Source organism: Streptomyces sp. NBC_00158, from assembly GCF_045160885.1.
In the GTDB taxonomy this organism is placed as follows: domain Bacteria; phylum Actinomycetota; class Actinomycetes; order Streptomycetales; family Streptomycetaceae; genus Streptomyces.
Genome location: NZ_CP108161.1, coordinates 2956854 through 2971684 on the forward strand (window position 1 = coordinate 2956854; position 14831 = coordinate 2971684).

The following is a 14831-nucleotide window of genomic DNA, read 5'->3' on the forward strand; positions in this document are numbered from 1 at the left end:
CCGCTCCGGCGCGTCCCGGCCCCGCCGGACCGCGGCCCCGCCTGCCCGGGCGTCAGATTCATGTTCGGGCAACGTCCCGTTCAGGTAATCCGCTGCCAATCGGGTGACCGATGCGGCAGGATCACCAGATGGAGCACGTACGCGATCTCACGCTTCTGCCGAAGGCCCACCTCCACCTGCACTTCACGGGCTCGATGCGCCCGTCGACCCTGCTGGAGCTCGCCGACAAGTACGGCGTCCGCCTCCCCGACGCCCTGACCGCCGGGGAGCCGCCCAAGCTGCGGGCCACCGACGAACGCGGCTGGTTCCGCTTCCAGCGGCTGTACGACGCCGCCCGCAACTGCCTGCGCGAGCCCGAGGACATCCAGCGGCTGGTCCGCGAGGCGGCCGAGGAGGACGTCCGGGACGGCAGCGGCTGGCTGGAGATCCAGGTCGACCCGACCTCCTACGCGCCCCTCCTGGGCGGGATGATCCCGGCCGTCGAGGTCATCCTCGACGCCGTCGACAGCGCCTCCCGGGAGACCGGCCTCGGCATGCGGGTCCTGATCGCCGCGAACCGCATGAAGCACCCCCTCGACGCCCGCACCCTGGCCCGCCTGGCCGTCCGCTACGCCGACCGCGGCATCGTCGGCTTCGGCCTCTCCAACGACGAGCGCCGCGGCATGGCCCGCGACTTCGACCGCGCCTTCGCCATCGCCCGCGACGGCGGCCTGCTCGCGGCCCCGCACGGCGGCGAGCTGACCGGCCCCTCCTCCGTCCGCGACTGCCTGGACGACCTGCAGGCCTCCCGCATCGGGCACGGCGTACGCGCGGCCGAGGACCCCCGGCTGCTCCAGCGGCTCGCGGACCGGCAGATCACCTGCGAGGTCTGCCCGGCCTCCAACGTCGCCCTCGGCGTCTACGAGCGGCCCGAGGACGTGCCGCTGCGCACCCTCTTCGAGGCCGGGGTGCCGATGGCGCTGGGCGCGGACGACCCGCTGCTCTTCGGGTCCCGGCTGGCGGCCCAGTACGAGATCGCGCGCCGCCACCACGCCTTCACGGACGCGGAGCTGGCCGAGCTGGCCCGTCAGTCGGTGCGGGGTTCTGCCGCGCCGGAGGAGGTCAAGGCGAAGCTGCTGGACGGGGTCGATCACTGGCTGGCCGGGTGAGCCGCAGGTCGCCCTCGTGGCAGTCGGCCCGTACCCGGTGACCGTCGGGGAAACCGATCTCCAGGTGGGTGCGCCCCTGCTCGGGCAGCGCGAACTCGGCGACCGATTCGACGGTCTGGCCGAGGTGGCGCAGGAAGGGGTGCTCGCCGAGGTCCTCGCCGACCTCGATCCGGCCCCATTCCCCCAGGTCGTACGGCTCGTGCGGCTCGGCGCACTCGACGATGAGGCACTGGTCGGACCCGGTGGTGATGCGCGTGCACTCGCCGACGCTGTCGATCAGCCAGACGTCGAGGGGCGCCTCGGAGCGCTCGCCTTCGCAGATGTGCCAGGACGCGACGACCCGGCGGATCTCGCGCCCCACCAGCCGTGTGGGGTCCGTACCGGCCCCGTGCAGGGGGCAGTGCATGTCAGAGGTCGACGCCCACCGTCACCGGCTCGTTGACGAGGGTGACGCCGAAGGCCGCGTGGACGCCCGCGACGACCTCCCGGGCGAGGGTCAGCAGGTCCTCGGTGGTGGCCTCGCCCCGGTTGGTGAGGGCGAGGGTGTGCTTGGTGGAGATGCGGGCCCGGCCCGTGCCGTAGCCCTTGGTGAAGCCGGCCTTGTCGATCAGCCAGGCCGCGCTGGTCTTCGTACGGCCCTCGCCGGCCGGGTAGGCGGGCGGGGCGGTTTCGGCGCCGAGGCGGTCCTGGACGCGGGCCAGGAAGGCCGCGTACGCCTCGTCGGTCAGGATCGGGTTGTGGAAGAAGGAGCCGGCCGACCATGTGTCGTGGTCGGCGGGGTCCAGGACCATGCCCTTGCCGGCGCGCAGGCGCAGCACGGTCTCGCGGGCCAGGGCGGCCGGTACGCGGTCGCCGGCCTCGACGCCGAGGGCGCGGGCCGTCTCGGGGTACTTGATCGGGGCGGAGAGGCCGCCCGCGTCCTCCAGCGCGAAGCGCACGCGCAGGACGACGTAGCGGTCGGGCTGGTCCTTGAAGGTGCTGTTGCGGTACCGGAAGGCGCACTCGGCGGCGGTCAGGGTGACCGTCTCGCCGGTGGTGCGGTCGTAGGCGACGACCTCGGTGATCGTGTCGCAGACCTCCTGGCCGTACGCGCCCACGTTCTGGATCGGGGTGGCGCCGGCCGAGCCGGGGATCCCGGCGAGGCACTCGACGCCGGCGAGCCCGGCCTCGACGGTGCGGGCGACGGCGTCGGACCAGTTCTCCCCGGCGGCGAGCTCCAGGGTGGTGCCGTCGAGGGTGAACCCGGTCGTGGCGATGCGCAGGGCGGTTCCGGCGAAGCCCTGGTCTCCGATGACCAGGTTGCTGCCGCCGCCGATGACCAGGAGCGGCGTACCGCTCTCGTCCGCGGCGCGCACGGTTTCGACCACTTCGGCGTCGGTGGTCGCGGTGACCAGCCGGGCCGCGGGGCCGCCGAGGCGGAAGGTGGTCAGCGGGGCGAGGGGGGCGTCGTGGAGTTCCTGCACGTGGACAAGAGTACGGTCCGTCCCCCTCGCATCCCGGCGGGGCACTCAGTAGCCCTGCTTCTGCTCCGCCAGCCGGCGCTCGGCCTCGTCCCAGGTGATGGGGAGCGCGGAGGCCGGGACGGTCCAGAAGGTGAAGGCGGATTCCTTCATGTACGCGCTGGCGGCGCGGGAGCTGGAGCGGTGCGGCTCGCTGCGGGCGAAGCGGTAGAGGGCGTCCCGGTCCTCCCAGGCGGAGAGGGTGAGGAAGGTCCGGCCGAGGACGCGGGCCCGGAGGGCGGCTCCGTGGGCGCCGGGGGCCTTGCGGATCTGGCCGATGATGCCGGGTGCCTTGAGGAAGAACCTGACGGCGCCGAGGAGGGTGGAGGTCTCGAAGCGGGAGGCCATGACGTAGACCTCGGCCCCGGGGGCGGCCTGGGTGGGCGTGAGCCAGGGGATGTCGGGCATGAGGGTGTCTCCGTTCTCTTCTCGGGTCAGGCGACGGGGGTGGTGGCGGGGGCGGCCGCGGTGACCGGCTCCGGCGCGGCGGTGACGGTGACCGCCTTCGCCCGGCGCGGGAGCAGCAGGGCCAGGGCGGCCGCCAGGGCCACCGCGGCGGCGCCGATCCACAGGGCGGGGACGGTGCCGTCGGTGAAGGTCTGCGGGGTGTCGTAGCCGCCCCGGGCGGAGAAGACGGAGGCCAGGACGGCGACCCCGAGGGCGCCGCCGACCTCGCGGAGGGCGCTGTTGACCCCGGAGGCCCGGCCCTGGTCGGCGGGGGTCACCGTGGACATGAGCACGTGATTGGCCGGGGCGAAGTAGAGGGACATCCCGATCCCGCTGAGGACGAGCGCCGGGAGCTGCGCGGCGTACGAGACGTCGGTGTCGAGGACCGTCGCGAACCAGCCGAGACCGAGCGCCTGGAGCGCCAGCCCGGCGACGACGACCGGGCGGCCGCCGATCCGGTCGGACAGGATCCCCGCGAGCGGGGCCACGACGATCCCCATGCCGGTCCACGGGAGCATGCGCAGCCCGGCCTCGGTGGGCGAGTATCCGGCGACGCCCTGGAGGAACTGGCTGAGCAGGAAGATCGACCCGAACATGCCGAGGTACATCAGCAGGCTGGCGAAGTTGATCCCGAAGAAGCCGCGGCTGCGGAAGAGCCGCATGGGGAGCATGGGGTTCGCGTTGTGGAATCCGTGGTGGACGAAGCCGCCGACGAGGGCGGAGCCGGCGATCAGGCCGGTCAGGACGGGGGCGCTGGTCCAGCCTTCGGCGTTGGCGTTGACCAGGCCGTAGACGATGCCGAAGAGGCCGCCGCTGATGAGGAGGGTGCCGGGGAGGTCGAGACGGGAGTCCGGAGCCTTGGACTCGGCCAGCCGCAGCCGGGCGAGGGGGATCACGGCGAGGCCGATGGGGACGTTGAGCCAGAAGATCCACTGCCAGGAGATGTGCTCGGTGAGGCTGCCCCCGATGAGGGGGCCACTGGCGACGGCCAGCCCGCTCACGGCCCCGTAGATCCCCAGGGCCATACCCCGCCGGGCGGCGGGGACGGCGGCGGTGAGCAGGGTGAGGCTGAGCGGCATCATGACCGCCGCGCCCACGCCCTGTACGGCGCGGGCGGCGATGAGCTGGTCGATCCCGGACGCGAGGGCGGCCGCCGCGGAGGCCCCGGTGAAGACGGCGAGACCGGCGATGAACAGCCGGCGGCGGCCGAAGCGGTCGCCGAGGGCGGAGCCGAACATCAGCAGGACGGCGAAGGTGAGCGTGTAGGCGTTCACCGTCCACTCCAGGTCCTCCAGCCCACCGCCGAGGTCTGCGCGGATGGCGGGGAGGGCGGTGGTGACGACGAGGTTGTCGAGGGCGGCCATGAAGCTGGCGGCCCCGGTGAGCACGAGCGCCCAGACGGCGGGCCGGTCGAGCTTCGCTCCTGCTTGCTGGGTCACTGGTTCCCCCTGAGGTTTGTTAGTTATCAGTTACTAACTTTCGCGGGCCAGCAAAGACGGCGGAGCCGTCAGTGGTGGCGCTACGCCCTGGGCGGGGTCTCGGACGGGGTCTCGGGCTGGGTCTCGGACCGGCCCGGCGTGTGGAACCCCTCCCAGATGCGGTGACCGGCCGGGAAGCCCATCGCCGTGAGGGTGTTGATGAGCATGCCGTAGGCCATGAAGGTGGTCGTCTCGCCGACGTCCCCGCCGAGCGGAACCCGCACGGTGTCCCAGAGCTCCAGCCAGCCCGCCCGTACGAGCTCGCCGAACTCCCGGTCGCCGGCCGCCTCGGCGGCGGCGACGGTGACGTACATCTGCAGCTGCATCAGCACGACCTGCGGGTCCTCGGTGATGTGCCGGTGGTACGCCGCGGCCATCGCCTTCCCCGCCTCTTCCCCCACGAGCCCGTCCGCGGCCCGGGCGAACACCTCTCGCGTCCGCTCGATGCACCGCGCGGCGGCGGCGAGGAAGATCGCCTGCTTGCCGGGGAACAGCCGGAAGAGATACGGCTGCGAAACCCCGACCCGCTTGGCGATCGCCTCGGTCGAAGTCCCGTAGTACCCACCGCGCGCGAACTCATGGATCGCCGCGCGAACGACGCTCTCGCGCCGCTCGTCCGCACTCATCCTTGCCATGCTTGGAAGTTAGTACTCAGTCACTAACTTGGCAAGGGGTGGGGTGGGGTTTCGGCGGGGCTGAGCGGGGTGGGGGTGGGGGTGGGGGTGGGACGCCGGGCGGGGTACCGGGGGGCGGTAGCCCCTGGAACGGCCTCTGAGCGGCCTTGGGAGTACCGCTCCCCCACCCCACCGCCCCGCGTCCTGATCCCGGCCCCGGACCCGTACCCAAAGAGGCGGGTGGGCAGCCGCCGACCCGCCCCCACCCCCTCGCGGGGGTGATAGCGCGCCCGCACCATTCCCCCCGCCCCGCGCCGCCCCCGCCGCACGGGCCGCAGCCCCCGCCCAGCCGGGCCTCGTACCACTGAGACCCCGGCCCCGAGGGGGCCGCTGGTCAGGCCAGCTTCACCACTGCGCGGGACATGCCGAGGACCTTCTGGCCGGCGCTCATGGCCGTCAGGTCGACCCGTACGCGGTTGTCGTCCAGCTTGGCGGCGACCTTCGCGGTGACCTCGATCAGCGCGCCCTGGTCGTCGTTCGCGACGACGACCGGCTTGGTGAAGCGGACGCCGTACTCGACGACCGCGCCCGGGTCGCCCACCCAGTCGGTGACCACGCGGATCGCCTCGGCCATGGTGAACATGCCGTGCGCGATCACGTCCGGCAGTCCGACCTCCTTGGCGAACTTCTCGTTCCAGTGGATCGGGTTGAAGTCACCCGAGGCGCCGGCGTAGCGGACGAGCGTGGCGCGGGTCACGGGGAAGGACGCCGCGGGGAGCTCGGTGCCGACCTCGACGTCGGCGTAGTGGATCTGCGCGGTCATCTCAGGCCTCCTCGGGGGCGCGGGACACGAGCTTGGTCCACGCGGTCACCACGTGCTCGCCGGACTCGTCGTGGACTTCGCCGCGGATGTCGATGATGTCGTTGCCGGCGAGGGACTTCACGGCCTCGATGGTGGAGGTCACGGTGAGCCGGTCGCCCGCGCGCACGGGGCGGACGTACGCGAACTTCTGGTCGCCGTGCACGACGCGGCTGTAGTCCAGGCCCAGCTGCGGGTCCTCGATGACCTGGCCCGCCGCGGCGAAGGTGATGGCGAACACGAAAGTCGGCGGGGCGATCACGTCCTGGTGACCGAACGCCTTGGCGGCTTCGGGATCGGTGTAGACGGGATTCGCGTCACCCACCGCGACGGCGAATTCGCGGATCTTCTCCCGGCCGACCTCGTACGGCTCGGTGGGCGGGTAGGTCCGCCCCACGAAGGTCTGATCGAGGGCCATGACTCACTGCCTCCTGTTGCAGGGACACGTTGAAGGGCCGGATCAAGATCCGGTGCGGAAACGACACAAGGCCGCCCCCATTGAAGGGGACGACCTCATGACGGTGCCTATATTCGAGACTTCGCCAGTGACTAGCGGGTCTCGCGGTGCGCGGTGTGCGAGTTGCAGCGCGGGCAGTGCTTCTTCATCTCCATGCGGTCCGGGTTGTTACGCCGGTTCTTCTTGGTGATGTAGTTCCGCTCCTTGCACTCCACGCAGGCCAGCGTGATCTTCGGGCGGACGTCGGTGGCAGCCACGTGAGTGCTCCTTGACGGATTGGGACGGATGAACGCATAAAAGAGTAGCCGATCGGGAGACCGACCCCGCAATCGGCTACTGGGTGTAGCGGCGACCGGACTTGAACCGGTGACACAGCGATTATGAGCCGCTTGCTCTACCGACTGAGCTACGCCGCTTTGATGAGATCCTCCCCCCACCCGAGGGTGGGGGGACTCTCTCACCAGAGCCCCAATGCGGAATCGAACCGCAGACCTTCTCCTTACCATGGAGACGCTCTACCGACTGAGCTATTGGGGCGAGCGAGGAAGACATTACACGGTTGCCAGCCGATCGCCCAAATCCTTTGGGGGGACTGGGCTCCGAAGCCGCGCCCCCGCCTTTCCACGGGACTCCCGCGCCCCTCCCGGCCCGGAAACGGCCCGTTTGTGCCCGGGGTCACACTCCCGCCGCGCTCCTGCCGCACCCCCGCCGCGCTCCCGCCCCCGCCGGGACCACACCGGTACGACTATTGCGCTCCTCCGCGAACCCGGGACCCCCGCGCCCTAGGCTCGGGGCACGCTGCGTGATCTTGGGCCGCCGGCTGCGGCCACGGCACAGGAACCGCCCGAGCCACCGCAGGAGCGCGATGTCCGACAGCCAGCCGCAGCAGCCCTCCCCCTCCCCTTCCCCGCGCAATCCCGCCGGCGGGCCCGCCCCCGAGGCCGCGGGGCTGCTGCTCACCGGAGCCCGGCTCACGGACGGCCGTACCGTCGACGTCCGGCTCAGCGGCGGCCGCATCCAGGCCGTGGGCACCGCGGGCAGCCTGCCCGCCCCCGCCCTGTCCCGGGTCGACCTGCGGGGGTACCTGCTCCTGCCCGCCCCCGCGGAGCCGCACGCGCACGGGGACACCGCGCTGACCGCCGACGGCGAGGGGCCGGTCTCGTACGCGCCCGACGAGGTGCAGCGCCGCGCCACCGAGGCGGCCCTGCTCCAGCTCGGCCACGGGGCCACCGCCGTGCGCTCCCACGTCCGGATCGGCGACGTGCACGGGCTGGGGCCCCTGGAGGCCGTCCTGCAGGCCCGCCGCTCCCTGCGCGGGCTCGCGGACCTGACCGCGGTGGCCGTCCCCCGGCTGCTGACGGGCGTGGCGGGCGCGGACGGGCTCGCCATGCTGCGGGACGCGGTCAAGATGGGCGCCTCGGTGATCGGCGGCTGTCCCGACCTCGACCCCGACCCGACGGGCTTCCTGGAGGCGGTCCTGGAGCTGGCCGCGGAGCACGGCTGCCCGGTGGACCTGCACACCGACGGTGACGACCCGGGCCGGCTGGCCCGGCTGGCGGCCATGGCCGGGGGGCTGCGGCCCGGGGTGAGCATCGGCCCGTGCGGGGGCCTGTCCCGGCTCCCGCTGGACTCGGCCACCCGCGCGGCCGACCGGCTCGCGGCCGCCGGAGTACGCGTGACCTGTCTGCCCCAGGGCGACTGCGCGGCCCTGGAGCGCCGCGGGCTGCGCACCGCCCCCGTCCGGCTGCTGCGCTCGGCCGGGGTCCTCGTCGCGGCCGGGAGCGGGGCGCTGCGGGACGCGGGGAACCCGGTCGGCCGGGGCGACCCGCTCGAAGCCGCGTACCTGCTGGCCTCCCAGGGGGGTCTGCGCGCGGGCGAGGCGTACGAGACGGTGAGCGCCGCCGCGCGGGAGGCGATGGGGCTGCCGGAGGTGCGGGTGGAGGCCGGGTTCCCGGCGGAGCTGCTCGCGGTGCGCGGGGAGCGGATCTCCGGGGTGCTGTCGCTGGCGTACAGCCGGATCGTGATCCACCGGGGGCGGGTGGTAGCCCGTACGAGTGCCGTGCGGGAGTACTGCGACTCGGCGGTCGCGGTGGCCCTGGACCTGCCCCGGCAGGGCCGTACGGAGCCGGGGCCGTAGCGGTTCGCGGGGTGTTCGCGGGCGTGAGCGGGCGGGTCGTCGTACGGTCGGGACATGCGCATCGTCATCGCGGGTGGACACGGTCGGATCGCGCTGCGGCTGGAGCGCCTGCTCGCCGCGCGCGGGTACGAGGTCGCGGGGATCATCCGTGATCCGGAGCAGGGCGGCGACCTGCGGGAGGCCGGTGCCGAACCGGTGCTGTGCGACCTGGAGTCGGCTTCGGTCGAGCACGTCGCGGGGATCCTGCAGGGTGCGGACGTGGCGGTGTTCGCCGCGGGTGCCGGTCCCGGCAGCGGTGCGGCGCGCAAGGACACCGTGGACCGGGCTGCGGCGGTGCTGTTCGCCGACGCCGCCGAACGGGCGCGCGTGCGGCGCTTCCTGATGGTCTCCACGATGGGCGCCGACCCGCGGCACGAGGGGGAGGAGGTCTTCGACGTGTACCTGCGGGCGAAGGGTGACGCCGACGCGCACCTGCGGACCCGGCTGGGGCTGGAGTGGACGGTGCTGCGTCCGGGGCAGCTGACGGATGCGGCCGGTACGGGTCTGGTCCGGCTGGAGGCGGACACGGGCCGGGGGCTCGTGCCGCGCGACGACGTGGCGGCGGTGCTGGCGGAGCTGGTCGAGACTCCGGCGACGGCGGGGCTGACGCTGGAGCTCGTCACGGGATCGGCTCCGGTCCCGGTGGCCGTGAAGGACGTGGCGGGCAACTGACGCGGGGTCCCCGCCGGCCTGCCCGTACGCCGCTGCTCGTAGGCCGCGGCCCGTACGCCACCGCCCGTACGCCGATGCCTGCCGACCGGGTGTCAGAAACCGGCCTGTACCTCGCCGTCGGTGCGCCGGACGGCGTGCTGCCGGAACTGCTTCTCGTACTGTCGGCGGATCCGCTCGACGTGGGTGCCGCGCTCGTCGGCCTCCTTTCGGGGGTAGAGCAGTACGACCTCGTAGCCGGGCTCGCGGACGATGGCGCCGTCGTCTCCGCGCCATTGTCCGTACGCGTCCCGGAAGGTGAGCCCGTCGGGGAAGGCGGGGGTGACCTCGTGGTCCAGGAACCGGGTGAACTCCCCCTTGGTGACGGGCTCCCGGCCGTCGGGGCGCTGCGCGGCGAAGTGCAGCCGGGTCTCCCGGTAGGGCTCCCCCGTGTGGCCGTGCAGGGCGGCTCCGACCAGGGCCGGGATGCCGGCGCCGAGCAGGGCGAGGAGTACGCCGCCTCCGGCTTTGCCGCGTTTGTCCGAAGTCCATGTCATGCCCCGTGAAACGACCGGCCGACCGCTTCGGTGCGTGGCGGGGGGCCGATAGGGTCACCCGGAAATCGGGCGCAGGGGGCGGCCGTACGGGGTTCCGGGGTGGGGCATGGGCGACGGCGAGTGGCGCGTCAGCGCGGCGGAGGGCGGCCGGCTCGCGGCCCGGTGGTGGCGGTGGGCCCTGTCCGCGCCGGACGAGGAGAGCCCGGTGGGGGACACGACGGGCGCGTACGCGGGGTGGCGTCAGCCGCGGGACGTGTGGTTCCTGGCGGGGACCTACGGCGGCCGGGTGGTGCGCCGGTGCAGCATCCCGTCGGGCCGGCCGCTGTTCTTCCCGGTGCTGAACACCAAGCGGGCGGCGGTGCCGTTCCTGACGAAGCCGTGGCGGCTGGAGGTGGCCCGGGCTTCGGCGGCCCTGAACAGTTCGCCGCTGGAGTTGCGCGAGTTCTCCTCGAAGCCCTTCCCGCTGCGGGCGATACCGCAGGTGGCCTGGGGGTTGTGGTGCGCCCTGGAGCCCCTGCCGCCGGGGCAGTTCGTCCTGGAGGTGGAGGCGGCGGCGGCGAACGGCTTCTGGATCGACACGACCTACCACCTGACGGTCACCCCGCCGGGGGCCTGAGCGGGGAATGCGAAGAAACCCCCGCCCACTGCGTTTCCGCAGATGAACGGGGGTTCCACTCGCGTGGCGGCGCCAGGATTCGAACCTGGGTAGGCTAAGCCGACGGATTTACAGTCCGCTCCCATTGGCCACTCGGGCACACCGCCATGGGACGTCGCTTCGGTTCCTCCGCCTTTCGGCGTTGTTCCCTGGCAACGACGTAAACGATACCCGATGCTCGGGGGTGGTTCGCCACCGGATTGATCAGCGCCCCACGTGGGCGTGGTGGCTAGGCTTTGCGGAGCGGTCCGGGGATGTCCGGCCGCGGCCCTCCGGGGCCCATCACAGCCGACTTCAAGGAGCCACAGCACATGGCCGACTCCAGTTTCGACATCGTCTCGAAGGTCGAGCGGCAGGAGGTCGACAACGCCCTCAACCAGACCGCCAAGGAACTCTCGCAGCGCTTCGACTTCAAGGGCACCAACGCGACCATCGCCTGGTCCGGCGACAAGATCCTCATGGAGGCGGTCTCCGAGGAGCGCGTCAAGGCCGTCCTCGACGTGTTCGAGACCAAGCTGGTCAAGCGCGGGATCTCGCTGAAGGCGCTGGACGCCGGCGAGCCGCAGCTGTCCGGCAAGGAGTACAAGATCTTCGCGTCGATCGAGGAGGGCATCTCCCAGGAGAACGCCAAGAAGGTCGCGAAGATCATCCGTGACGAGGGCCCCAAGGGTGTCAAGGCCCAGGTCCAGGGTGACGAGCTGCGCGTCAGCTCCAAGAGCCGTGACGACCTCCAGGCCGTCCAGGCCCTCCTCAAGGGCAAGGACCTGGACTTCGCGATCCAGTTCGTGAACTACCGCTGAACCACCGCTGAGGCGCGCGAGCGTCACTGAGCGGACCCGTGGGGCACAACGGGGGCGGATCGCCGGGCGCACCGGCGGCCGCCCGCGTTGTGCCCTTCGTCATTCGCCGCGGGCGCCCGGCGGGGAGCGCAAGGTGTGTGCGGGGCGTGAGCGGCGCGTGCTCCTGCCCGGCCTCCCGGTGGTGACTGGGCGGGGGCGGATGCGCCCACCACGCTGGGTGACATCCATCACCGCGTGACGAGGGGGTTCCCGCATGCCCGGGGCCGGCAATTTCCGAGCGGACTTCGGCGCGTCCGTCGTCGTCGCGCTGGTCGCGCTTCCGCTCTGTGTGGGGGTGGCCGTCGCCTCGGGCGTACCGGCCGAGCTGGGGATCGTCACCGGGATCGTCGGGGGGCTGGTCACCGGCTGGTTCCGGGGCAGCGCCCTCCAGGTCAGCGGTCCGGCGGCCGGGCTGACCGTGCTGGTCTACGAGGCCGTGCAGGGCTACGGCCCGGCCGCGCTCGGGGTGCTGGTGCTGGCCGCCGGGGTGCTCCAGCTGGGCATGGGGGTGCTGCGGCTCGGGCGGTGGTTCCGGGCGATCTCGGTGGCCGTGGTGCACGGGATGCTGGCCGGGATCGGGCTCGTGCTGATCGCCGGGCAGCTCTACGCGGTCGGCGGGGTGGAGGCTCCCGGCCGGACCCTCGCCAAGATGGCCGCGGTGCACGAGCTGGGGGCGGAGGCCGACTGGGCGGCCGTGGCGCTGGGCGCGGGGACCATCGCCGTGCTGGTGCTGTGGCGCCGGGTGCCGGCCCGGGCGCGGCTGGTGCCGGGCGCGCTGGTCGGGGTGGCGGCGGCCACCGCCGTGGCCGCGGTGCTGCGGCTGCCCGTGGAGAAGGTCCGGGTGACGGGGGTGCTGGACGCGGTGGCGCCGCCGGGTTGGTCCGGCTTCGGGGTGCTGGCGTCGGTCGGAGCCGTCGGGACCGTGGTCGCGCTCGCGCTGATCGCCTCCGCCGAGACCCTTTTCAGTGCGGCGGCCGTCGACCGGATGCACGACGGGCCGCGCACCGACTACGACCGGGAACTGGTGGCGCAGGGCGTCGGGAACACGGTGTGCGGGCTGCTCGGAGCGCTGCCGATGACCGCCGTGATCGTGCGCAGTTCGGCGAACGTGGAGGCGGGGGCCCGTACCCGGGCGGCCCGGATCATGCACGGCGGCTGGCTGCTGCTGTTCGCGGTGGCCTTTCCGCAGGTGCTGGAGGTGGTTCCGCTGGCGGCGCTCGCCGGGGTGCTGCTGCACGCGGGCTGGAAGCTGTTGCCGGCCCGGGCGGTGGCGGCCTTGTGGCGGACGCACCGGGGCGAGGCGGTGGTCCTGGTGGTGACCGCCGTGTCGATCGTGGCCACCAGCCTCTTCGAGGGGGTGTTGATCGGGCTGGGCCTGGCGGTGGCCAAGGCTGCCTGGGAGACCTCGCACGTGCACATCGAGGAGGTCTGGGAGGGCGACGAGCTGTGCGTCCGGGTCGTGGGGAACGCAAGTTTCCTGCGGCTGCCGAAGCTGCTGGACGCCTTGGAGGCGTTGCCGCACGGGCCGTCGGTGCGGCTGGACCTCAGCGGGCTGCGGCACCTGGACCACGCCTGCCTGACCGCTTTGGAGGGGTGGGAGCGCGGGCGCGTGCGGCTCCCGGGCCGGGAGGGCGTCAGCTAGGCGGAGCCTCCCCCCAGCCGGCCCGTAACCCGGCGCGGCTACCCTCCGCCCGTGGAGAACGAGCTGAAGCGCACTCTGGGGGTCTGCGACGCCGTCGTGGTCGGACTCGGCGCCATGGTCGGTGCGGGGATCTTCGCCGCTCTCGCCCCGGCGGCGGGTGCGGCGGGCGGCGGGCTTCTAGCCGCCCTCGCGGTGGCGGCCCTGGTGGCGTACTGCAACGCCTGGTCCTCGGCCCGGCTGGCCGCCCGGTACCCGGCCTCCGGCGGGACCTACGTCTACGGCCGCGAGCGGCTGGGCCCGTTCTGGGGGTACCTGGCCGGCTGGGGCTTCGTGGTCGGCAAGACGGCTTCCTGTGCGGCGATGGCGCTGACCGTCGGGGCGTACGTGTGGCCGGGACGGCAGCACGCGGTGGCCGTCGCGGCGGTGGTGGCGCTGACCGCCGCGGGTTACGGCGGGGTGCAGAAGTCGGCCCGGATCGCCCGGCTGATCGTGGCGGCCGTACTGGCGGTGCTGGCCGGGGTCGTCGTGGTGTGCCTGAGCTCCGGTGCGGCGGATCCGGGTGCCCTGGCCGGCGGCGGGTGGGGGGCGGCCGGGCTGTTGCAGGGGGCGGGGCTGCTGTTCTTCGCCTTCGCGGGCTATGCCCGGATCGCCACCTTGGGCGAGGAGGTGCGTGATCCGGCGCGCACGATCCCGCGCGCGGTGCCGCTCGCGCTGGGGATCGCGCTGCTGGTGTACGCCGCCGTGGCGGTGGCGGTCCTGTCGGTGCTCGGCACTGACGGCCTGGCGGCGTCGGCCGCGCCGCTGGCCGATGCGGTGCGTGCGGCCGGTTGGCCCGGACTGGCCCCCGTCGTCCGGGCGGGCGCGGCGCTGGCCGCGCTGGGCTCTCTGCTGGCCCTCGTGCTCGGGGTGTCGCGGACGGCCCTGGCGATGGCCCGGGACGGCCATCTGCCGCGCGCGCTGGCGGCCGTGCATCCGCGGCATCAGGTGCCGCACCACGCGGAGCTCGCGGTGGGTGCGGTGGTGGCGGTGCTCGCGGCCACCGCCGATCTGCGGGGCGCGATCGGCTTCTCCTCTTTCGGAGTGCTGGTCTACTACGCGATCGCGAACGCTTCCGCGTGGACTCTCGGTTCAGCTGTCAAGGACCGGGCCGTGGCAGCGGTGGGGCTGTCCGGCTGTGTGGTGCTGGCGTGTGCGCTGCCCCTCGCGTCGGCGGTGTCGGGGGCTGCGGTACTGGCGGTGGGCGCGCTGGTCTACGCGGTGCGGCGGGGTGGGCTCAGGCCGCGCACCGGGAGCTGAACTCCGCCCAGGGGGTCACCTCCATCCCGTCCTCGTCCCATTCCTCGCGGAACCAGCCCGTGCCGTCGAGCCAGTCGCGCAGCCAGCCGGCCAGGCTCGGGGACTTGAGGTACCAGGCGAGGTCGCGCTCCCCGGGGTTGGGCTCGAAGAGCAGTATCCGCGCGGTGTCGGAGCGGCAGTCCACGCAGGCGGACATGCCGCAGCCCAGGTCGGCTATCGGCAGGACGCCCTCGGGCCAGCCCCAGTCGGACGCGCGACCCGCCTCGTACTCCGCTATGGCCTGACGCAGCGGCAGCAGGCCGTACTCGGGGCCGAATCCGCCGTCGCCGATGCGCGTGTAGAGCGCGGTGAGGAGGGGCGGGAGGGCGAAGCCCAGGGCCTGCGCGGCACGTTCGGCCTCGCCGTCCGCCAGGGGTTCGGGAAGGGCCTCGCCGTCCTCGCGCACGGCAGCTCGTACTCGGTCGGCGACTTGCTCCAGCAACTGCTCGGTTTCGTTCATGTGTTCATGGTGACGCA

17 protein-coding genes and 3 tRNA genes are annotated in these 14831 nt (G+C 73.1%); 7 read left to right on the plus strand and 13 right to left on the minus strand.

The genetic code is table 11. The features are described 5' to 3' along the window. The first annotated feature begins 128 nt into the window (after positions 1-128). Positions 129-1148, plus strand: a complete 1020-nt coding sequence (locus OG553_RS13420) for an adenosine deaminase (protein ID WP_405979198.1) — start codon at positions 129-131, stop codon at positions 1146-1148. Here OG553_RS13420 and OG553_RS13425 read toward each other — a convergent pair. The 10 genes from OG553_RS13425 to OG553_RS13470 form a co-directional block, all read right to left on the minus strand. Then, positions 1102-1554: a hypothetical protein gene (locus OG553_RS13425; RefSeq protein WP_405979199.1), complete on the minus strand. Its 453-nt coding sequence runs from the start codon at positions 1552-1554 to the stop codon at positions 1102-1104. The genes OG553_RS13420 and OG553_RS13425 overlap by 47 nt on opposite strands. A 1-nt stretch (position 1555) precedes the next feature. Continuing rightward, positions 1556-2656: a UDP-N-acetylmuramate dehydrogenase gene (locus OG553_RS13430; RefSeq protein ID WP_405979200.1), complete on the minus strand. Its 1101-nt coding sequence runs from the start codon at positions 2654-2656 to the stop codon at positions 1556-1558. Further along, on the minus strand, positions 2657-3055 hold the full coding sequence (locus tag OG553_RS13435; protein WP_405979201.1) for a DUF3291 domain-containing protein: 399 nt from the start codon (positions 3053-3055) through the stop codon (positions 2657-2659). 26 nt (positions 3056-3081) lie between these two features. Continuing rightward, on the minus strand, positions 3082-4533 hold the full coding sequence (locus OG553_RS13440; RefSeq protein ID WP_405979202.1) for an MFS transporter: 1452 nt from the start codon (positions 4531-4533) through the stop codon (positions 3082-3084). 80 nt (positions 4534-4613) lie between these two features. Continuing rightward, positions 4614-5207: a TetR/AcrR family transcriptional regulator gene (locus OG553_RS13445; RefSeq protein ID WP_405979203.1), complete on the minus strand. Its 594-nt coding sequence runs from the start codon at positions 5205-5207 to the stop codon at positions 4614-4616. 373 nt (positions 5208-5580) lie between these two features. Continuing rightward, entirely contained in the window at positions 5581-6009 is a 429-nt protein-coding gene (locus OG553_RS13450) for a MaoC family dehydratase (RefSeq protein ID WP_405979204.1), read from the minus strand. A gap of 1 nt (position 6010) precedes the next feature. Then, positions 6011-6463, minus strand: coding sequence for a MaoC family dehydratase N-terminal domain-containing protein (locus OG553_RS13455; RefSeq protein ID WP_405979205.1), 453 nt, complete (start codon positions 6461-6463; stop codon positions 6011-6013). Between the two features lie 131 nt (positions 6464-6594). Beyond that, on the minus strand, positions 6595-6759 hold the full coding sequence (gene rpmG / locus OG553_RS13460) for a 50S ribosomal protein L33 (protein WP_007265873.1): 165 nt from the start codon (positions 6757-6759) through the stop codon (positions 6595-6597). 86 nt (positions 6760-6845) lie between these two features. Then, positions 6846-6918, minus strand: a tRNA-Met gene (locus OG553_RS13465). Between the two features lie 48 nt (positions 6919-6966). After that, positions 6967-7039, minus strand: a tRNA-Thr gene (locus OG553_RS13470). 328 nt (positions 7040-7367) lie between these two features. On the opposite strand from OG553_RS13470, the gene OG553_RS13475 reads away from it, so the two are divergent. Then, the gene (locus tag OG553_RS13475) at positions 7368-8639 is read left to right on the plus strand and encodes an amidohydrolase family protein (RefSeq protein WP_405979206.1); all 1272 of its coding nucleotides are present in this window, start codon (positions 7368-7370) and stop codon (positions 8637-8639) included. Between the two features lie 54 nt (positions 8640-8693). After that, a complete protein-coding gene (locus OG553_RS13480) occupies positions 8694-9350 on the plus strand; it encodes an SDR family oxidoreductase (protein WP_405979207.1) in 657 nt (218 codons plus the stop codon). 92 nt (positions 9351-9442) lie between these two features. Here the strand turns inward: OG553_RS13480 and OG553_RS13485 are convergent, their stop codons facing one another. Next, positions 9443-9883, minus strand: coding sequence for a DUF3574 domain-containing protein (locus OG553_RS13485; protein ID WP_405979208.1), 441 nt, complete (start codon positions 9881-9883; stop codon positions 9443-9445). 106 nt (positions 9884-9989) lie between these two features. Between OG553_RS13485 and OG553_RS13490 the strand changes: the two genes are divergently transcribed. Further along, positions 9990-10499, plus strand: a complete 510-nt coding sequence (locus OG553_RS13490) for a hypothetical protein (protein ID WP_405979209.1) — start codon at positions 9990-9992, stop codon at positions 10497-10499. A 64-nt stretch (positions 10500-10563) separates the two neighbouring features. Here OG553_RS13490 and OG553_RS13495 read toward each other — a convergent pair. After that, positions 10564-10645, minus strand: a tRNA-Tyr gene (locus tag OG553_RS13495). 204 nt (positions 10646-10849) lie between these two features. Between OG553_RS13495 and OG553_RS13500 the strand changes: the two genes are divergently transcribed. From OG553_RS13500 to OG553_RS13510, 3 genes are all read left to right on the plus strand, one after another. Beyond that, on the plus strand, positions 10850-11338 hold the full coding sequence (locus tag OG553_RS13500) for a YajQ family cyclic di-GMP-binding protein (protein WP_362460472.1): 489 nt from the start codon (positions 10850-10852) through the stop codon (positions 11336-11338). A 253-nt stretch (positions 11339-11591) separates the two neighbouring features. Beyond that, complete coding sequence (locus tag OG553_RS13505; protein WP_405979210.1) at positions 11592-13019, plus strand: SulP family inorganic anion transporter; 1428 nt, start codon at positions 11592-11594, stop codon at positions 13017-13019. Positions 13020-13070: 51 nt separating this feature from the next. Beyond that, positions 13071-14315, plus strand: a complete 1245-nt coding sequence (locus OG553_RS13510; RefSeq protein ID WP_405979211.1) for an APC family permease — start codon at positions 13071-13073, stop codon at positions 14313-14315. Here the strand turns inward: OG553_RS13510 and OG553_RS13515 are convergent. After that, positions 14293-14814 (minus strand): SMI1/KNR4 family protein, encoded by a 522-nt coding sequence (locus tag OG553_RS13515; protein ID WP_405979212.1) that lies wholly within the window; start codon positions 14812-14814, stop codon positions 14293-14295. The genes OG553_RS13510 and OG553_RS13515 overlap by 23 nt on opposite strands. Positions 14815-14831: the final 17 nt, after the last annotated feature.

Bases quoted from the DNA above. Each gene is read 5' to 3' on its own strand.
- OG553_RS13425 (WP_405979199.1), bottom strand. From the start codon at position 1,554: ATGCACTGCCCCCTGCACGGGGCCGGTACGGACCCCACACGGCTGGTG.
- OG553_RS13500 (WP_362460472.1), top strand. From the start codon at position 10,850: ATGGCCGACTCCAGTTTCGACATCGTCTCGAAGGTCGAGCGGCAGGAG.
- OG553_RS13515 (WP_405979212.1), bottom strand. From the start codon at position 14,814: ATGAACGAAACCGAGCAGTTGCTGGAGCAAGTCGCCGACCGAGTACGA.
- OG553_RS13445 (WP_405979203.1), bottom strand. From the start codon at position 5,207: ATGGCAAGGATGAGTGCGGACGAGCGGCGCGAGAGCGTCGTTCGCGCG.
- OG553_RS13490 (WP_405979209.1), top strand. From the start codon at position 9,990: ATGGGCGACGGCGAGTGGCGCGTCAGCGCGGCGGAGGGCGGCCGGCTC.
- OG553_RS13485 (WP_405979208.1), bottom strand. From the start codon at position 9,883: ATGACATGGACTTCGGACAAACGCGGCAAAGCCGGAGGCGGCGTACTC.
- OG553_RS13505 (WP_405979210.1), top strand. From the start codon at position 11,592: ATGCCCGGGGCCGGCAATTTCCGAGCGGACTTCGGCGCGTCCGTCGTC.
- OG553_RS13435 (WP_405979201.1), bottom strand. From the start codon at position 3,055: ATGCCCGACATCCCCTGGCTCACGCCCACCCAGGCCGCCCCCGGGGCC.
- OG553_RS13475 (WP_405979206.1), top strand. From the start codon at position 7,368: ATGTCCGACAGCCAGCCGCAGCAGCCCTCCCCCTCCCCTTCCCCGCGC.
- OG553_RS13480 (WP_405979207.1), top strand. From the start codon at position 8,694: ATGCGCATCGTCATCGCGGGTGGACACGGTCGGATCGCGCTGCGGCTG.
- OG553_RS13455 (WP_405979205.1), bottom strand. From the start codon at position 6,463: ATGGCCCTCGATCAGACCTTCGTGGGGCGGACCTACCCGCCCACCGAG.
- OG553_RS13420 (WP_405979198.1), top strand. From the start codon at position 129: ATGGAGCACGTACGCGATCTCACGCTTCTGCCGAAGGCCCACCTCCAC.
- OG553_RS13450 (WP_405979204.1), bottom strand. From the start codon at position 6,009: ATGACCGCGCAGATCCACTACGCCGACGTCGAGGTCGGCACCGAGCTC.